Origin of the sequence: Microbacterium sp. NPDC057741, from assembly GCF_042798735.1 — a bacterium.
Classification (GTDB): domain Bacteria; phylum Actinomycetota; class Actinomycetes; order Actinomycetales; family Microbacteriaceae; genus Microbacterium.
Map to the genome: position 1 here is coordinate 114,342 of NZ_JBHVJW010000007.1, position 14,925 is coordinate 129,266.

Annotated in this window: 12 protein-coding genes and 1 tRNA gene; 10 read left to right on the forward strand and 3 right to left on the reverse strand. The window is 67.1% G+C overall.

The genetic code is table 11. The annotated features are described in order from the left end of the window. Positions 1-20: 20 nt before the first annotated feature. The 4 genes from ACFVDO_RS18305 (at position 21) to ACFVDO_RS18320 (ending at position 7,039) form a co-directional block, all read left to right on the forward strand. Complete coding sequence (locus tag ACFVDO_RS18305) at positions 21-584, forward strand: MarR family winged helix-turn-helix transcriptional regulator (protein WP_378859050.1); 564 nt, start codon at positions 21-23, stop codon at positions 582-584. Between the two features lie 105 nt (positions 585-689). Further along, the gene (locus tag ACFVDO_RS18310; RefSeq protein WP_378859051.1) at positions 690-2,411 is read left to right on the forward strand and encodes a Na+/H+ antiporter; all 1,722 of its coding nucleotides are present in this window, start codon (positions 690-692) and stop codon (positions 2,409-2,411) included. A 1,861-nt stretch (positions 2,412-4,272) separates the two neighbouring features. Beyond that, positions 4,273-5,316 (forward strand): hypothetical protein, encoded by a 1,044-nt coding sequence (locus ACFVDO_RS18315; RefSeq protein ID WP_378859052.1) that lies wholly within the window; start codon positions 4,273-4,275, stop codon positions 5,314-5,316. A 541-nt stretch (positions 5,317-5,857) separates the two neighbouring features. Next, entirely contained in the window at positions 5,858-7,039 is a 1,182-nt protein-coding gene (locus ACFVDO_RS18320) for a MarP family serine protease (protein WP_378859053.1), read from the forward strand. 6 nt (positions 7,040-7,045) lie between these two features. Here the strand turns inward: ACFVDO_RS18320 and ACFVDO_RS18325 are convergent, their stop codons facing one another. Genes ACFVDO_RS18325 through ACFVDO_RS18335 form a run of 3 tightly spaced genes read right to left on the reverse strand, consistent with a single transcriptional unit; the run spans position 7,046 to position 9,267 of the window. Continuing rightward, a complete protein-coding gene (locus ACFVDO_RS18325; RefSeq protein WP_378859054.1) occupies positions 7,046-7,978 on the reverse strand; it encodes a pseudouridine synthase in 933 nt (310 codons plus the stop codon). A gap of 5 nt (positions 7,979-7,983) precedes the next feature. Next, on the reverse strand, positions 7,984-8,733 hold the full coding sequence (locus ACFVDO_RS18330) for an SDR family oxidoreductase (RefSeq protein WP_378859055.1): 750 nt from the start codon (positions 8,731-8,733) through the stop codon (positions 7,984-7,986). Positions 8,734-8,772: 39 nt separating this feature from the next. Then, entirely contained in the window at positions 8,773-9,267 is a 495-nt protein-coding gene (locus ACFVDO_RS18335; RefSeq protein ID WP_378859056.1) for a MarR family winged helix-turn-helix transcriptional regulator, read from the reverse strand. A 78-nt stretch (positions 9,268-9,345) separates the two neighbouring features. On the opposite strand from ACFVDO_RS18335, the gene ACFVDO_RS18340 reads away from it, so the two are divergent. The 6 genes from ACFVDO_RS18340 to ACFVDO_RS18365 all read left to right on the forward strand — a co-directional run bounded on the left by ACFVDO_RS18340 (position 9,346) and on the right by ACFVDO_RS18365 (position 14,901). Next, a tRNA-Gln gene (locus ACFVDO_RS18340) sits at positions 9,346-9,417 on the forward strand. Position 9,418: 1 nt separating this feature from the next. Next, positions 9,419-10,849: a bifunctional UDP-N-acetylglucosamine diphosphorylase/glucosamine-1-phosphate N-acetyltransferase GlmU gene (glmU, locus tag ACFVDO_RS18345; RefSeq protein ID WP_378859057.1), complete on the forward strand. Its 1,431-nt coding sequence runs from the start codon at positions 9,419-9,421 to the stop codon at positions 10,847-10,849. A gap of 8 nt (positions 10,850-10,857) precedes the next feature. Then, complete coding sequence (locus ACFVDO_RS18350) at positions 10,858-11,892, forward strand: ribose-phosphate diphosphokinase (protein ID WP_378859058.1); 1,035 nt, start codon at positions 10,858-10,860, stop codon at positions 11,890-11,892. A gap of 62 nt (positions 11,893-11,954) precedes the next feature. Beyond that, positions 11,955-12,368, forward strand: a complete 414-nt coding sequence (locus tag ACFVDO_RS18355; protein ID WP_378859059.1) for a hypothetical protein — start codon at positions 11,955-11,957, stop codon at positions 12,366-12,368. Between the two features lie 14 nt (positions 12,369-12,382). After that, the gene (locus tag ACFVDO_RS18360; RefSeq protein WP_378859060.1) at positions 12,383-13,243 is read left to right on the forward strand and encodes an FAD:protein FMN transferase; all 861 of its coding nucleotides are present in this window, start codon (positions 12,383-12,385) and stop codon (positions 13,241-13,243) included. 107 nt (positions 13,244-13,350) lie between these two features. Next, entirely contained in the window at positions 13,351-14,901 is a 1,551-nt protein-coding gene (locus ACFVDO_RS18365) for a flavodoxin reductase (RefSeq protein ID WP_378859061.1), read from the forward strand. Positions 14,902-14,925: the final 24 nt, after the last annotated feature.

Genomic DNA, 14,925 nt, shown 5'->3' on the forward strand with positions numbered 1-14,925 from the left:
GGTGAGCTAAAGTCATGGTCATGGCGAAGCCGATCCCGCCCAGAGCCGCGCCGGTCGCGCTGCACGACCCACGTCGTCTGGATCCGGACGAGGAGATCGTGCGACGGTCGCATCTCTCCGACGACGAGCTCGCGCAGGTCGTCCGGGTGCTCGATGCGATGCACCGGTGGCGTGAGGCGGAGCGCGCCATGAGCGAGGAATCGCAGCGGTACATGAAGCTGGGTGAGACCGACATGAGGGCCCTTCGGCTGCTCATCGCCGCGCAGCGGCAGGATGCCGTCGTGACACCCGGCGACATCGCCGCGCACCTCGGCGTGTCCACGGCGTCGGTGACAAAACTGCTCGACCGCCTCGAGAAGGGCGGGCATATCCGCCGCCGACCTCATCCGACGGATCGACGCCGTCTGTCGATCGAGGTGACGGCGCGGACGCGGCGGGCCGCCAGGGAGAGCGTGGGGCGCTCGCACGCGCGGCGCTTCGACGTCATCGCCGCTCTCTCGGCCGAGCAGCGTGCCGTCGTCGAGGGCTTCTTCGACGACCTTGCCGCGACCGCAGACCCTGACGGGGAGCGCGAAGGGCACTGAACGGCTGCGCCATCCGCGACGCGGGAATACTCTGATCGGGACGGCGCTTGGCACACTCAGCGGTCCGCTCCTGCGCGTCCCGTCGTCGTTCTCCCAGGAGGTGTCATGGAAGGTCTCGAGGTCACCGTCCTGCTGGGCGCGACCATCGTCGTCGGTGCGATCATCGCGCCGCGGATACGGCTCGCGCTGCCGCTCGTGCTCGTCGTGCTCGGACTGCTGCTCGGCTTCGTCCCTGCGATGCGCGAGATCCAGCTGCCGCCCGAGACGGTGCTGCTGCTGTTCCTGCCGGTCATGCTGTTCTGGGAGAGCCTGACCACCTCGCTGCGATCCATCCGCCGCGACTTCCGGTACATCCTGCCGATGAGCACCGTGCTCGTCGTCGCGAGCGCCTTCGCGGTCGCCGGCGTCGCCGTGCTGTTCGGACTGCCGTGGGAGGCCGCGCTGATCCTGGGCGCCGCCGTCGCGCCGCCGGATGCCACGGCTGTGGCTGCGCTCGGCCGCCTGCTGCCACGGCGGATGTTCATGAAGCTGAAGGCGGAGAGCCTCACCAACGACGGCACGGCCCTCGTGCTCTACGCGATCGCCGTGTCACTCGCGATGGGTTCGCAGATCACTCCGCTGTCGGTGACCTGGATGGTCGTCGTCTCCTATGCGGGCGGCATCGCCGCGGGCGTCGCGGTCGCCGGCCTCGGCTATCTGGTGCTGCGCCGCATGACCTCGACGATCGTGATCAACGTCACGCTGCTGCTCCTGCCGTTCACGGCGTTCCTGATGGCCGAGCTGGTCGAGGCGTCCGGCGTGCTCGCCGTGGTCGTCGCCGGACTCATCGTCGCGGCGATCGCACCGAGCATGACGACCGCCGCGTCGCGCAGGCAGGCGGATGCCGCCTGGCCGTTCGGTGTGTACCTGCTCAACGGCGCGCTGTTCGTGCTGATCGGCATCGAGGTGCAGTACGTCGTGCACGAGATCTCGGCGGCGATGATCGGATGGCTCGCTCTGGTGACGGTCGCGGTGTGGCTCGTGCTGCTGGGCGTGCGACTGCTGTTCCAGCTGCTCACCGCGCCGTTCAGCAGACACGCATCGACGCTTCCGCCGCGCACTCGGGCGCGAGCCTGGATCGTCAGCACGGTCGCGGGGATGCGCGGTGCGGTGTCGCTGGCGATCGCGCTGTCCGTGCCGCTGGCGACGGGCGCTGGGGATGCCGTCGAGGGGCGGGACTCGGTCATCTTCGTCACCGCCGGCGTCATCCTGCTCAGCCTGCTGGTGCAGGGCCCGCTGCTGCCCGCGATCGTGCGGTGGGCGAAGATCCCGGTCGACCATGTCGAGGACGAGGAGTACGAGATGGCCGAGCGCGCCATCTCGGGTGCGGCGCTGGCCGCACTGGACGAACTCGCCGCCGAGCACGGGGTCAGCGAGGAGGTGCGCGATCGCGCCCGCCGCGAGGGCTATGAGGCGCTCGAGCTCGCCAACGCCCGCACCCTGGAGCGCGAGCGCGCCCTCATCGACGCCGAGGTCGGCGAGATGGAGGCCATGCTCGACGAGCCGGACCCGCTCGCCCTGGAGTCGGCCGTCGATCCAACGATCACCGGCCCCGCGGCGCCACTGCAGATGCTCGCCGTCTCCACCGACGTCGACGTGCTGCAGCGGTCGCCGCTGGTGCGCCATGACGAGGCCACCCGTCTGAAGCTCGCCCTCATCGAGCGCAAGCGCACGGTGCTGCACGGGCTGCGCCGCTCCGGCACGGTGGACGACCTCATCGTGCGCCGGATCGCCGCGCGGATGGACCTCGAGGAGGTGCGCCTGCGCGGCATCGAGGAACTCGGCTGACCCAGGCTGTGACGTCGTGTGACGGGCTTACTCGGACGAGATCGGATGCCGCACGTTGTGTGCCCATGGGTCCCGATCCCAGACACCTTCAGCCGCAGTTGGGCACGTTCGCATCCACAGGTTCCCGAGCGGATGACGGATACGATCTGGATGCCCCGCCGGCTGAACGCCGGTACCGTCGAACACCACGACCCGAGGGCCGGAGACCCGCCACAGCAGCGCAACACCATGACTGTCGCACCCTAATGCCAGAATCAACACCGACACCCCGGCAACGACGGCGAACGATCCGTCGAGCGATAAAAGATCGAGGTTGGCGGACGTGGCGACAACAGTAATCGTGCTGGCGTGAGAATTATATCAATTATCCTTGTTGGAGTGGGGCTGGCGCCGTCAGATCAAACAGGGAGACACGGGAATGCATCTAAAAGGTCGCGCAACGCTAGGCGCGGCAATCAAGGTATCCATGGTTTCGGTGGGAGCTCTCTTGGCTTCAACTCTGACCTACAACGTCGTTTGCGAAATCCTCGCCAACTTGAATCGTCGTGAGTTTGCGAGCCGGCCTGAAGTGGAAAACTGGGCGCTCCCGTACTATGGAACGGAAGGCCCCGCATTGCTTGCGGCAGTGCTCTGCTCTCTCGTAATCGTGGTCACATGGGCCGTGGTCATTCTTGCCGCAAAACATAGTAAGGTTGGTCGGATAGGTGGTCAGGCCTGGGAGTCTCCTCGTTAGTAAGGACTATTGTATTCGTGTTGGCGAACAATCAGACCACGCCAGCGGAACAGGATAACTCAAGTGTTTCAAATCAGGAGCAGTACCGCATGGACGGATCTGGGCGCGATTCTCGGACAGTCAAGAGGAACCGCTCCTCGCGATTGCGAAGTGCGGTTCCTCTTGACGAATTAGGTTCCTCTTGACGAATCACATGTAGCCAGGCAGCCGCCTCCACGTTCCGCTAGGACATGACTTCGGACCCGTGTAGGCACCATACATGTAGTACGCGATCCCATCTGGACCCATTTTGCGCAGGTTCATGTTCCACCCGAGCTTGACGATGCAAGCATTCGGATTGAACGTGGTGGGAACCGTCGAAGTGGCGGCCGCGGGAGCCGCAACCGCCGCAGGCGCCGTCCCAACAAGAGCCCCGACGGCAAGCGCACCGACCAGAGTCAGGTTTGCCATCTTCACTGAGAGCCTCATATACATTCCCCCTGGGAAGTTAGTCACAATCAACAGGTTGATCGACAACGTAGCATAGATCGTAGCGCCCCCGCCCACCCCTGAACCTCAGGGGATGAGGCTCGCTAGGCGGGGACGAGATGTGCTCCGCAAACGGTCTGATGCGCCCCTCGGGCAGGGCTCGCGTAACAAGTAGCCCGTCACGAGGCATCCTGCTATAGAGTCGCGTGGAATCAAGTTCGGCTTCGAAGGAAACAACATGGGACATCCGATCAGGGAAGATAGCCCCAGGTCAGCGGGGTCGGCGTTTAGAGCGCACCGTACATTTGCAGCGACAATCCTTGCAGCGGTTTCCCTGCTGACCGTAGCGTGCTCCGCCGAGACTGAGAATCCATCTTTCAGTTGCGCCAACGAGTCGATCCGAACGCAGGCATCTAAGCTACTCGATCTCGAGAGCGACGGCGTTCTGGTGACACCGACCGAGATGAGGAGGCTCGGGGGCAACGAGGCGGACATTGACGCACTCGAGGAGAAATGGGATTCGCTCACGCAGCAGGAAAGAAGCATTCAAGAGTGCGCAAACCACTTGATGGAGGATCTCTCAGAGTAGTCAAATCGGACCAGATGAACCAACGACGTATTTTGGGGATCGACGCATCGCGAACGCTAGCAGTGTTTGGGATGATCGTTCTGCACTCGCTGCCGGGTGATTTAATAGCGAGCATTCCAGTACTCGACCTCATCACCTCGCAGAACCGTCCACAACTTCTCTTCGCAATCCTGGACGGGGTGTCGCTCGGAATAATTTCTCAGGGGTTACTGCCGGACCCAAACAGGAGCGCCGTCAAGAGGCAAGTCGCTTCAAGGGGTGTTTTTCTGATCGCGCTCGGACTCTTCCTGAGTTCTCTAAACTCCGGCGTAGTCATCATTCTCGACTACTATGGCATCTTCTTCATTCTGGCTCTGCCGTTGCTTTTCGCTCCCCTGAAAGTGGTCGCAACCTGTGCAGTATTTCTAGCGATCTTCGGTCCAGTGGTAGTGGGTCTCATTTCCCATCTTCTCGACGGAAGGATGATTCCATTTGTTCTGCAACAAACGATGTCCTGGCTATTCACGGGTCAGTACCCGGCGGTAACCTGGATGGCGTTTGTGCTCGCGGGGCTTTGGATGATACGTTTTGGCGTTTCCAGAATGCGCCCTTACGCTGCGCTTGGTATGGCGGTGTGCGCGCTTGCGATCCAGGTGGTTCTCAGCACAGATCCTCAAGAGCTGCACCCTATCGCGAGAGAAATAGGTGAGAACTCTTCTTCTGGCATGCTCGCAATGGTGTTGCTCTGGGCGCTAGTTGCTGCTCTTAGGCCAGCGCAGGGGCGAAAGTGGTCCTTGCGGATGTTTCGCTCCATCTCAGCAATGGGGATTATGCCATTAACGACGTACTCGCTGCACGTCGTTGCGATGTCTATGCTCGGTCTCGTATGGGGCATTGGCTCCCTCCAAGGGTGGCAATCGTTCTGGATCATCCTGAGCTCATCCGTGATATTGGCGTTTGTCTTCGAGCTTCTTCTAGATCGGGGCCCGCTAGAGATGTTGACGAGGTGGCTATCTTCGGGAGCGGCCCTGGAACGTTCGATGGATGTACCTGCGCCCGTTGACGGTCTCCTCCCTGTCGACGCGACCGGCTTCCTCCGGGAATCTCCGATTAACGATAATCAGCCTCGTTCGTGATACGACGCATCGATTTTGATTCAGAGATCCCGCTTGAATAGTGCGGTGTTTGGTGGCGCCGGGTGGCTTCTTCCGAATATACGAATCATTGTTTTCGTTTCGTTGGTGGCGGGGAGCGGTCTCGCATAGTTGAAGACCGGACATTCCGAAAGGCATCACAATCGGTCTGGCTGTCGCATTGGATGGTTTGAGCGAAGCCATATTCGCGTGATTGCGCGCCCATTCATGGCGAGCTGGAAGCCCGATGCGCTGTCCTGCTCCTCCGCCGTCGAGGCGATGATGGCGGTAGTTGGTCAGGTCATACCTCGGCTCGTGGGAGGCGTTCCCAAGTATCGTGCACGATTCCGGCGCTGGTCTGCCTGAAGGGTCCGCAAAGAGAGGCGATCCGCTTCGAGCCGGTCGTGATGTGGGCGGCGATCATCCTCATCGTCGTGTTCGTGCATCTGGTGCAGCTTCTCGGCACGAAACTGGCCCGCAAGGTCATGCGCCGCTGAGCGGTCCCTCGGGTTCCGCATAGCGACGTCGCGTAGCGTCCTGTGACATGAACGTGGTCGACGTGATCGTCGTGGTGCTGCTGATCGTGGCGCTCCTCAGTGGCATCCGTGCCGGCCTGTTCGCCGTGCTCGGCATGCTCTGCGGCCTGGTCGCCGCGGGGCTCGCCGCGCCCTGGGTGCTGCCCTGGGCCTCCGGTCTGACAGCGACGAGCGACTGGCACGGGTTCTCCGTCGTCGGCGCCGCGGTGCTGCTGCTCGCGCTCGGCGCGGGCATCGGCTCTGCGATCGGGGCCGTGATCAGAAACGGTGCCGACAAGCTCAAGCTGCGCGGCATCGAGCGTCTGCTCGGCGGAGTGCTCGCCGTGGTCACGGCGGCGCTGGCGCTCACCCTGACCGGAGCGGGCATCGCCGCCGCCGGTATCCCCATGGTGTCGTCCGCCGTCGCGTCTTCACTCGTGCTCCGCACGATCGAGGACACCACCCCGCCGCCGGTCGCCGACGCGATGGCTCGGCTGCAGTCGGCGGTGCTCGGCGACACCACGCTGCCGACGATCAATGGACTGCTCGACGAGAGTGACCTGGCGAAGGCCCCGGACCCCGCCGAGATCGACACGAACGATCCGGCGCTCGCATCGGCCGCGCGTTCCGTCGCCAGGGTCTCCGGCATGGCACCCGCGTGCGGCATCGTCTCCAGCGGCTCAGGGTTCGTCGTCGCCGACGACCTGATCGTCACCAACGCGCACGTCGTGGCCGGCGCGGACTCGCCGATCGTCGAGCTGCCGGGCGAGCCGGCGCGAGATGGCCGTGTCGTGTACTTCGACCCGGTCGACGACCTCGCCGTCGTCGCCGCCGACGTCACCGCCCGCCCGCTGAAGCTGGCGGATGCGCTGAAGCCCGGTGACGGCGCCGTCGTGCAGGGGTATCCGCACGGCGGCCCGTTCCGCACGGTTCCCGCAGGCGTCATCAGCTCGAGCACACCGCTGATCGACGACATCTACGGCGCGAACGCCACCGAGCGCTCGGTGTACACGCTGCGCGCGGACGTGCAGCCGGGCAACTCCGGCGGTCCGCTGCTCACCCAGGGCGGTGCAGTCGCCGGCGTGGTCTTCGCCCGCGACGAGGTGCAGCCGCAGGTGGGATACGCGATGACGAATGCCGAGCTGCTGCCCGTGCTCGCCCGGCTCGACCCGGCCGCTCGCGCCGTGACGACCGGCAGCTGCCGGACCTGACCGCGGCTAGGGACGCTCCTGCAGCGTGCGCTTCGTCACGAACTCGCGCGGCACACCGCTGAGCGGGTCGACGAACCGCAGTTCCCGTGCGAGCAGCTTCAGCGGCTTCGTGAAGTCGTCGGGCGCCTCCGGCAGCAGATCCGGATAGAACCCGTCGTTCAGGATGCCCGCGCCGAGGGCGGACAGGTGCACACGCAGCTGATGCATCTTGCCGCTGTGCGGCCGCAGCATCGTGTGCACGACGCGGTCGTCGAAGTCGATCAGCTCGATCAGCGTCTCGGAGTTCGGCGCGCGCTCCGGGTCCACGCGCACACACACGTGCGCGCGCAGCTTCTCGATGTGGTTGCGGTACACGATCGGGAATCGGATGCCGGTGAGTGCCGGTGCTGCGGCATCCCAGTCCGCAGGCCTGGCGGAGACGGCCTCATAGACCTTCTCGACCGTCCGCCTCTCGAACAGCAGCTGGTAGGCGCCGCGGGTCTCGGGTCGCGTCGAGAACATCAGCAGGCCGGCGGTCGCGCGATCCAGCCGGTGGATCGGCGTGAGATCGGGGTTGTCCAGCAGGTTGCGCAGCCGCACCAGCGCGGAGTTCTGCAGGTACTTTCCGCCAGGCGTCGTGGGCAGGAAATGTGGCTTGTCGACGACGACGAGGTCGCGGTCCTGATGCAGGATCTCGACGTCGAACGGGATGTCGCGCTCCTCGGGCGGCTCGCGGTAGTACCAGACGAACTCCTCGGCGCCCAGGGGCGTGTGTCGCGTGAGCGTGGAACCATCGATCGCGACGATCTCTCCGCGGTCGAACCGCTGCAGCAGGCGTTCGGGATCGAGGTGTGAGAACCGCTCGGCCATGTACTGCGAGACCGTGCTCCACGGTCCCTCCAGCGGCACGTGCAGCCGCGTCGCCCCGACGCCGTCGCGCACCGGGAGCGGTGACGCCATCGCCATCAGCGTGCGCCCGCGGCGAGCCAGGCGTCGAACGACGTCCGCGCGATCCTGGCGTCGGCCGGCGGCAGCAGCACCTCGCCGGCGAAGTCGAGTCCGAGCGCGGCTCCGGCCCAGGACGCGCGGATCGCGTGATCCGCACCTCGGGCGGCGAAAGTGCGGCGCGCCATGTCCACGGCATCCTCGGTGCGGGGTCCTGCGATGACGAGCCCCTCCGGGCGCGGCGCCCCGAGGGCAGTCTCGACCAGCACGGATGCCACATCGGCGGGAGCGATCGGCTGCAGCAGGAGCGGCGGCACCACGGCCTCTCCGCCTGACACCGCCCGCTCCGCGATCATCGCCGGGAAGTCATGGAACTGCGTGGCGCGCACGATGGTGTGCGGAACGGCGCCGGCGCGGATCGCGCGCTCCTGGGCCCGCTTGCCGAAGTAGTGCGGTCCGCCCTGCACTGCGTCGATGGCAGCGATCGAGAGCGCGACATGGTGCCCGATACCCGCGGCGATCTCTGCCGCGAGCAGGTTCTCCGAGACGACCGTGTAGACGCGTTCGGCCTCCGCGGCGTCGGCCGAGGGCGGGTTCGAGACGTCGATGACCACGTCGACGCCGGTGAGCAGCCCTTCCAGGCCAGCACCGCTGACCAGATCGACGCCCTCGCCGCGACTCAGCGAGATCGCCTCATGGCCGCTCTGCGCGACCAGCGCGACGACCAGTCGTCCGATCCGTCCGGTCCCGCCGGCCACCGCGATGCGCATGGGTCCTCTGTCTCCGTCCGTCGTCTCTCCGGCGCCCTGTCAGACGTCGAAGCTCAGGCTCAGCTTGCGCAGCAGACCGGCCAGCCGTTCCCGGTCGGCACGGGGGAGCGCCGAGAGCAGCGTGGCCTCCGCGTCGACCAGGCGGGTGATCGCGGCGTCCACTCGCACCTTGCCGTCGTCGGTCATCGTGACCAGCACGCTTCGACCGTCGGCGGGATCGGCCTCGCGACGCACCAGGCGCCGGCCGACCAGCCGGTCGATCCGGTTCGTCATCGTCCCGCTGGAGACGAGGGTCTGCTGCAGCAGCTGCTTCGGCGAGAGCTGGAACGGCGCGCCCGCGCGGCGCAGGGCGGACAGCACGTCCCATTCCCACGACTCCAGATCGCTGCGCCGGAACACCTCCCGGCGCGCGCGATCGAGGTGCCGGGAGAGGCGGTCGACGCGCGAGAGCACCTCGAGCGGGGAGAAGTCGAGGTCGGGTCGCTGCGTCGTCCACGCGCCGACGATCCGGTCGACCTCATCCGCTTCGCTCATCCGACCATTATCGCGTGCTTCGGGTACCCAGCCGCGAGGTGGCAGACTTGACGGGCGGCCCGCACCGGTGGGCCGCGGTCCGCCGTGGTGTAATGGCAGCACGACAGCCTTTGGAGCTGTGAGGTTCAGGTTCGAGTCCTGGCGGCGGAGCATGACGCAGAACAATCTCGCCATCATCGTCCTGGCCGCAGGGCAGGGCACCCGCATGAAGTCCCGCCGGCCCAAGGTGCTGCACGAGATCGGCGGACGCCCGCTGGTCGGCCACGTGCTCACCCAGGCGGCCGCGCTGGACGCGTCGTACGTCGAGGTCGTCGTGCGCCACGAGCGCGACCAGGTCGTCTCGGCGCTTACCGCGCAGTACCCCGACGCCCTGATCGTCGACCAGGACGAAGTCCCCGGCACCGGCCGTGCCGTGCAGGTCGCGCTGGACGCCCTCCCGTCCGATTTCGACGGCGACGTGCTGGTGCTCTCCGGCGACGTGCCGCTGCTCGAGGCCGACACGCTGCGCGCCCTCATCGACGGCCACCGTGCGGCATCCGCCGCAGCCACCCTGCTGAGCGCGGTCCTCGACGACCCGACCGGCTACGGCCGCATCATCCGCGACGCCGCGGGCGGCGTGCAGCGGATCGTCGAGCAGAAGGACGCGGATGCCGCAGAGGCGGCTGTGCACGAGATCAACGCCGGCGTCTACGTGTTCCGCGCGCCGCAGCTGCGCACGCACCTGGCCCGCATCACGCAGGACAACGCCCAGGGCGAGCTGTATCTCACCGACGTGATCGGCTTGCTGCGCGACGACGCCCAGCCGGTCGCCGCCGAGATCGCCGTCGACGCGGCATCGACCTTCGGCATCAACGACCGCATCCAGCTCGCTGAGGCGGGCAAGGTGCTGCGGCAGCGCATCATCCGGCGCTGGCAGCGCGAGGGCGTCACCGTCGTCGACCCGGAGACCACCTGGATCGACGACGACGCCGTGCTGGCACCCGACGTGACGATCCTGCCGAACACCCAGCTGCTGCGCGCCACCAAGGTCGAATCCGGGGCGATCATCGGTCCCGACACGACCCTCGTGGACTGCGAGGTCGGTGAGGACGCGGTGGTCAAGCGCACCGACGCCACCCTCGCGGTGATCGGCGCACGCGCCACCGTCGGCCCGTTCTCGTACCTGCGTGCGGGCACCGTGCTCGGTGAGGGCGGCAAGATCGGCGCCTACGTCGAGACGAAGAACGCCCAGATCGGCGACGGCTCCAAGGTGCCGCACCTGTCCTACGTGGGCGATGCGACGATCGGCCGGGGCGTCAACCTCGGCGCCAGCACGATCACCGCCAACTACGACGATGTGAACAAGCACCGCACCGAGATCGGCGACGAGGTGCACACCGGCTCGCACACGGTGCTCGTCGCGCCCGTTAGGCTTGGTGCTGGAGCGAAGACCGGGGCCGGTGCCGTCGTCCGCAAGGACGTTCCGGCGGGTGCACTGGCCATGAGCGTCGCCCCTCAGCGCAATGTCGAGGGGTGGGTCGAGAAGAACAGGGCCGGCACGGCTGCGGCGGATGCTGCGGCACGGGCCGAATCGGCGGAATAGGCGGACCCATGGGGCGCAAGAAGAAGACGATCGAACTGGACCGCGAGAACGGCGTCGCGCCGGGTCTGATCGCGAAGACCAAGAAGCGACTCGTCGTCGCGGGCGGGCGATCGGTTCCCGAACTGACGCGTCAGGTCGCCGGTGCCCTCGGCACCGAGATCGCGCCGGTCGAGCACCGCACGTTCGCCTCGGGCGAGATCTACGCCCGATTCGAGGTCTCGATCCGCGGCTGCGACCTGTTCATCGTGCAGTCGTTCGGCGAGCCGGTGAACGAGTGGCTGATGGAGACGCTGATCATGCTCGACGCCGCCAAGCGTGCGTCGGCCAAGCGCATCACCGTCGTCGCCCCGTACTACCCGTACTCCCGTCAGGACAAGAAGGGCCGCGGCCGTGAGCCGATCAGCGCCCGCCTCGTGGCCGACCTGCTGAAGACCGCCGGCGCCGACCGCGTGATGAGCGTCGACCTGCACGCTGCGCAGATCCAGGGCTTCTTCGACGGTCCCGTCGATCACCTGTTCGCCAAGCCCGTGCTGCTGAAGCACTTCGAGGAGACCCTCACTGCGGAAGACCGTGAGACGCTCACGATCGTCTCTCCCGACATGGGCCGCGTCCGCGTGGCGGACACGTGGTCGGACAGCCTCGACGCGCCGCTCGCGATCATCCACAAGCGCCGCGACCCGAAGGTCGCCAACCAGGTCTCGGTGCACGAGATCGTCGGCGCCGTCGACGGCCGCACCTGCCTGCTGGTGGACGACATGATCGACACCGGTGGCACGATCGTCAAGGCCGCCCAGGCGCTCAAGGCCAACGGTGCCCGCAAGGTGATCGTCGCCGCGACCCACGCGATCTTCAGCGACCCGGCATCCGATCGTCTGCAGGACTCCGCGATCGACGAGGTCGTCGTCACCGACACGATCCCGCTGACCGAGTCGCGCCGGTTCCCCGGCCTCACGATCCTGCCGATCGCGCCTCTGCTGGCGACCGCGATCAAGCAGGTGTTCGAGGACGGCTCGGTCACGAGCATGTTCAACGGCGAGGCGTGAGGTTTACGCCCCGCATCGCCTTCGTGTGGCCTTCTCATAGGTCGGCATCGGATGCTGGTTCCATGACCTCCCAGACGACCCGCACAGTGACCGCTCTCGCAGGCGCCGCCGGCGTGCTGCTGCTGGCCGGGTGCTCCGGCGCCGCGGATGCCCAGGATGGCGGATCCGCGGCATCCGCCGAGTACAAGGACGGCACCTACACCGCCGAGGGGTCGTACCAGACTCCTGAGACGGTGGAGCAGATCTCGGTGACCCTCACCCTGACGGGTGGGGTCGTCAGCGACCTCGCGGTGACCGGCGACCCGCAGGCACCTGAGACCGAGCAGTACCAGGGGCAGTTCATCGACGGCATCGATGCGGTTGTCGATGGCAAGAGCATCGACGATCTGAGTGTGGATCGCGTCGCCGGATCGTCGCTGACCAGCGGCGGTTTCAACCAGGCGATCGAGAAGATCAAGCAGCAGGCCGCCGAGTAGTCTCCGCTTCCCCCATGGACCTCTGGCGCTTCGAGGCGATCGGCACGCTGTGGGAGATCGAGGCCGAGCAGCCGCTGGATGCAGCAAGCATCTCGACGGTCTCGGCACTCATCGACCGGTTCGATGGGACGTGGTCTCGGTTCCGCGCCGATTCCGTGGTGTCGCGGCTCGCCGACGGGGGAGAGGCCCCCGCGCCGGAGGATGCCGCGGCGATGCTCGATCTGTACCGGGAACTCTCCGATGCGACGGCCGGAGCGGTGAATCCACTCGCAGGCGGCAGCCTCGCGGCGCTCGGCTACGGTGCCGACTACTCGCTGGTGGCCGGCACCGCGCAGGCCGCGCCGGCGGACTGGATCGAGACGCTGCACTGGACGGATGCTGCGCTGTCGCTCTCCGCGCCCGCCGTCATCGATGTCGGTGCTCTCGGCAAGGGGCGCCTTGTCGATCTGGTGCTCGCAGCGCTCTCGTCCGTGGGCGGCGGGGTGGTCGTGGACGCCGGAGGCGACCTCGCCGTCCGCGGCGGCAGCATCCGCGTCGCCCTGGAGCATCCGTACGACCCGGCGCGCGCGATCGGTGTGGTCGAGGTGGGAGAGCGGGCGCTCTGCGCCTCGGCGACCAACCGCCGGGCCTGGGGCGACGGCCTGCATCACGTGCTCGACGCGCGCACCGGCATCCCTGTGCGCAGCTGGGCGGCGACGTGGGCGCTCGCACCCGATGCGATGCTCGCCGACGCGGCGACGACGGCCCTGTTCTTCGACGGCGGGCCGGCATTCGCCGACGCTCACGGCCTCGACTGGGTGCGCATGACCACCGACGGTCGCGTGCAGGCATCCGCCGGTTTCCCCGGCGAGCTGTTCCTGAGACCCGATCGCTGAGCGAGCGGAGCGAGACGAAGTGAGGAAACGCGCCTGTCGATCTGAAAGCGTTCCGTCTCGCTCGTTCCTCGACTCGCGGGGCGACCCGATAAGGGAGACTTGAGACCGTGATCAGTTCTCTCACCGCGTTCCGTCAGCGTGTACTGGCCGTGCTCGCCGCGATCTCGATGTACAGATTCGTGCTGTTCGCGCTGATCGGGCTCGCGCTCATCGCTCTCGGACTGTCGTTCTTCGGCGAGGTCGGCCCCTCCGCGGTCGAGCTCCTGGCGACATTCGCGGTGCTCGCGATCGTGATCTCGGCAGTCGACGCCGCCGCGCAGCGCATCCTGCGGCTGCCCTGGCGCATCGAGTCCTCGCTGGTCACGTCGCTGATCCTGCTGTTCGTGCTGCAGCCGCAGCTGACGCTGCCCGGGCTGGGCGGGGTCGCGCTCGCGGGCGCGCTCGCGAGCCTGTCGAAGTACGTGATCGCGTGGCGCGGCAGGCACATCCTCAACCCGGCGGCTTTCGGCGCTGCGGTCGTGTCGGTCTTCGGCCTCGGCACGACGGCGTCATGGTGGGTGGGTACGCCGGCGATGGCCGTGCCCGTCGCCGCGCTCGGTCTGCTCGTGCTCTGGCGCACCGAGAAGGTGCGCGTGGTGCTGCTGTTCGCCGTGATCGCGGTCGGCACGTCCGTGGTGCGGCAGGCGGTGCAGCTGTCGGCGGCGGGACTCGACTTCGCTCTCGGCGACGCGATCGGTATGGCACTGCTGCAGTCGCCGATCCTGTTCCTCGGCGCGTTCATGCTCTCCGAGCCGCTGACGCTTCCGCCGCGGCGCTGGCAGCAGTTCTGGGTCGCCGCGTTGGTCGGAGTGCTGGTGGGCTGGCCGATCCCGATCGCCGGCCTGTTCACGCTCGGTCAGGAGCGCGCTCTGCTGATCGGCAACCTGCTCGCCTTCGCGTTCGCGCTGCGCGGTTCTGTGCGCCTTGTGCTCGAGAAGCGCGAGTTCGTGACGCCCACCGTGCAGGAGCTCACGTTCCGCACGAAGAGCCGGCTGCGCTTCCTCGCGGGGCAGTACCTCGAGCTCGATGTGCCGCATCACCGGCCGGATGCCCGTGGTACGCGCCGCGAGTTCAGCATCCTGTCGGCGCCCTCCGACCTGCCGATGCTGCGTGTCGCATACAAGAACGGCGATCAGCGGCATCCATCCAGCTACAAGCGCGCGCTCGCCGAGGCGCAGCCCGGCGCCGTGCTGGCGGTGACCGGCACGTGGGGCGACTTCGTGCTGCCGCGCGGCGAGGCACCGGTGCTCATGGTCGCCGCCGGCATCGGCGTCACACCGTTCGTCTCACAGCTGCGTGAACTGCACAGCACCGGTGCGGATCGCGACGTGGTGCTGATCTACGTCGCCTCGGATGCCGCCGAGCTGGCGTTCCGCGAGGAGCTGGCCGAGACCGGGGTGCCGGTGATCGTGTTCACCCGCGATCGTCCGCAGGACCTGCCCGCGCACTGGGTGTGGGCGCGCGGCGTACGTCTCGATTCCGACGGCCTGGAGCAGATCGTCCCCGATCTGCCGGCCAGGCACGCGTACATCTCCGGCCCGCCCCGCCTGATCGCCGATCTGGCGCCGGCGCTTCAGAAGGCCCACTCCCTCACCACCGACGCCTTCGCCGGCTACTGAGACCCGGCCGCGAGACTTCCGTTC

Bases quoted from the DNA above. Each gene is read 5' to 3' on its own strand.
- ACFVDO_RS18310 (WP_378859051.1), top strand. From the start codon at position 690: ATGGAAGGTCTCGAGGTCACCGTCCTGCTGGGCGCGACCATCGTCGTC.
- ACFVDO_RS18305 (WP_378859050.1), top strand. From the start codon at position 21: ATGGCGAAGCCGATCCCGCCCAGAGCCGCGCCGGTCGCGCTGCACGAC.
- ACFVDO_RS18335 (WP_378859056.1), bottom strand. From the start codon at position 9,267: ATGAGCGAAGCGGATGAGGTCGACCGGATCGTCGGCGCGTGGACGACG.
- ACFVDO_RS18360 (WP_378859060.1), top strand. From the start codon at position 12,383: ATGGACCTCTGGCGCTTCGAGGCGATCGGCACGCTGTGGGAGATCGAG.
- ACFVDO_RS18320 (WP_378859053.1), top strand. From the start codon at position 5,858: ATGAACGTGGTCGACGTGATCGTCGTGGTGCTGCTGATCGTGGCGCTC.
- ACFVDO_RS18355 (WP_378859059.1), top strand. From the start codon at position 11,955: ATGACCTCCCAGACGACCCGCACAGTGACCGCTCTCGCAGGCGCCGCC.
- ACFVDO_RS18330 (WP_378859055.1), bottom strand. From the start codon at position 8,733: ATGCGCATCGCGGTGGCCGGCGGGACCGGACGGATCGGACGACTGGTC.
- ACFVDO_RS18315 (WP_378859052.1), top strand. From the start codon at position 4,273: ATGATCGTTCTGCACTCGCTGCCGGGTGATTTAATAGCGAGCATTCCA.
- ACFVDO_RS18350 (WP_378859058.1), top strand. From the start codon at position 10,858: ATGGGGCGCAAGAAGAAGACGATCGAACTGGACCGCGAGAACGGCGTC.
- glmU (WP_378859057.1), top strand. From the start codon at position 9,419: ATGACGCAGAACAATCTCGCCATCATCGTCCTGGCCGCAGGGCAGGGC.
- ACFVDO_RS18325 (WP_378859054.1), bottom strand. From the start codon at position 7,978: ATGGCGTCACCGCTCCCGGTGCGCGACGGCGTCGGGGCGACGCGGCTG.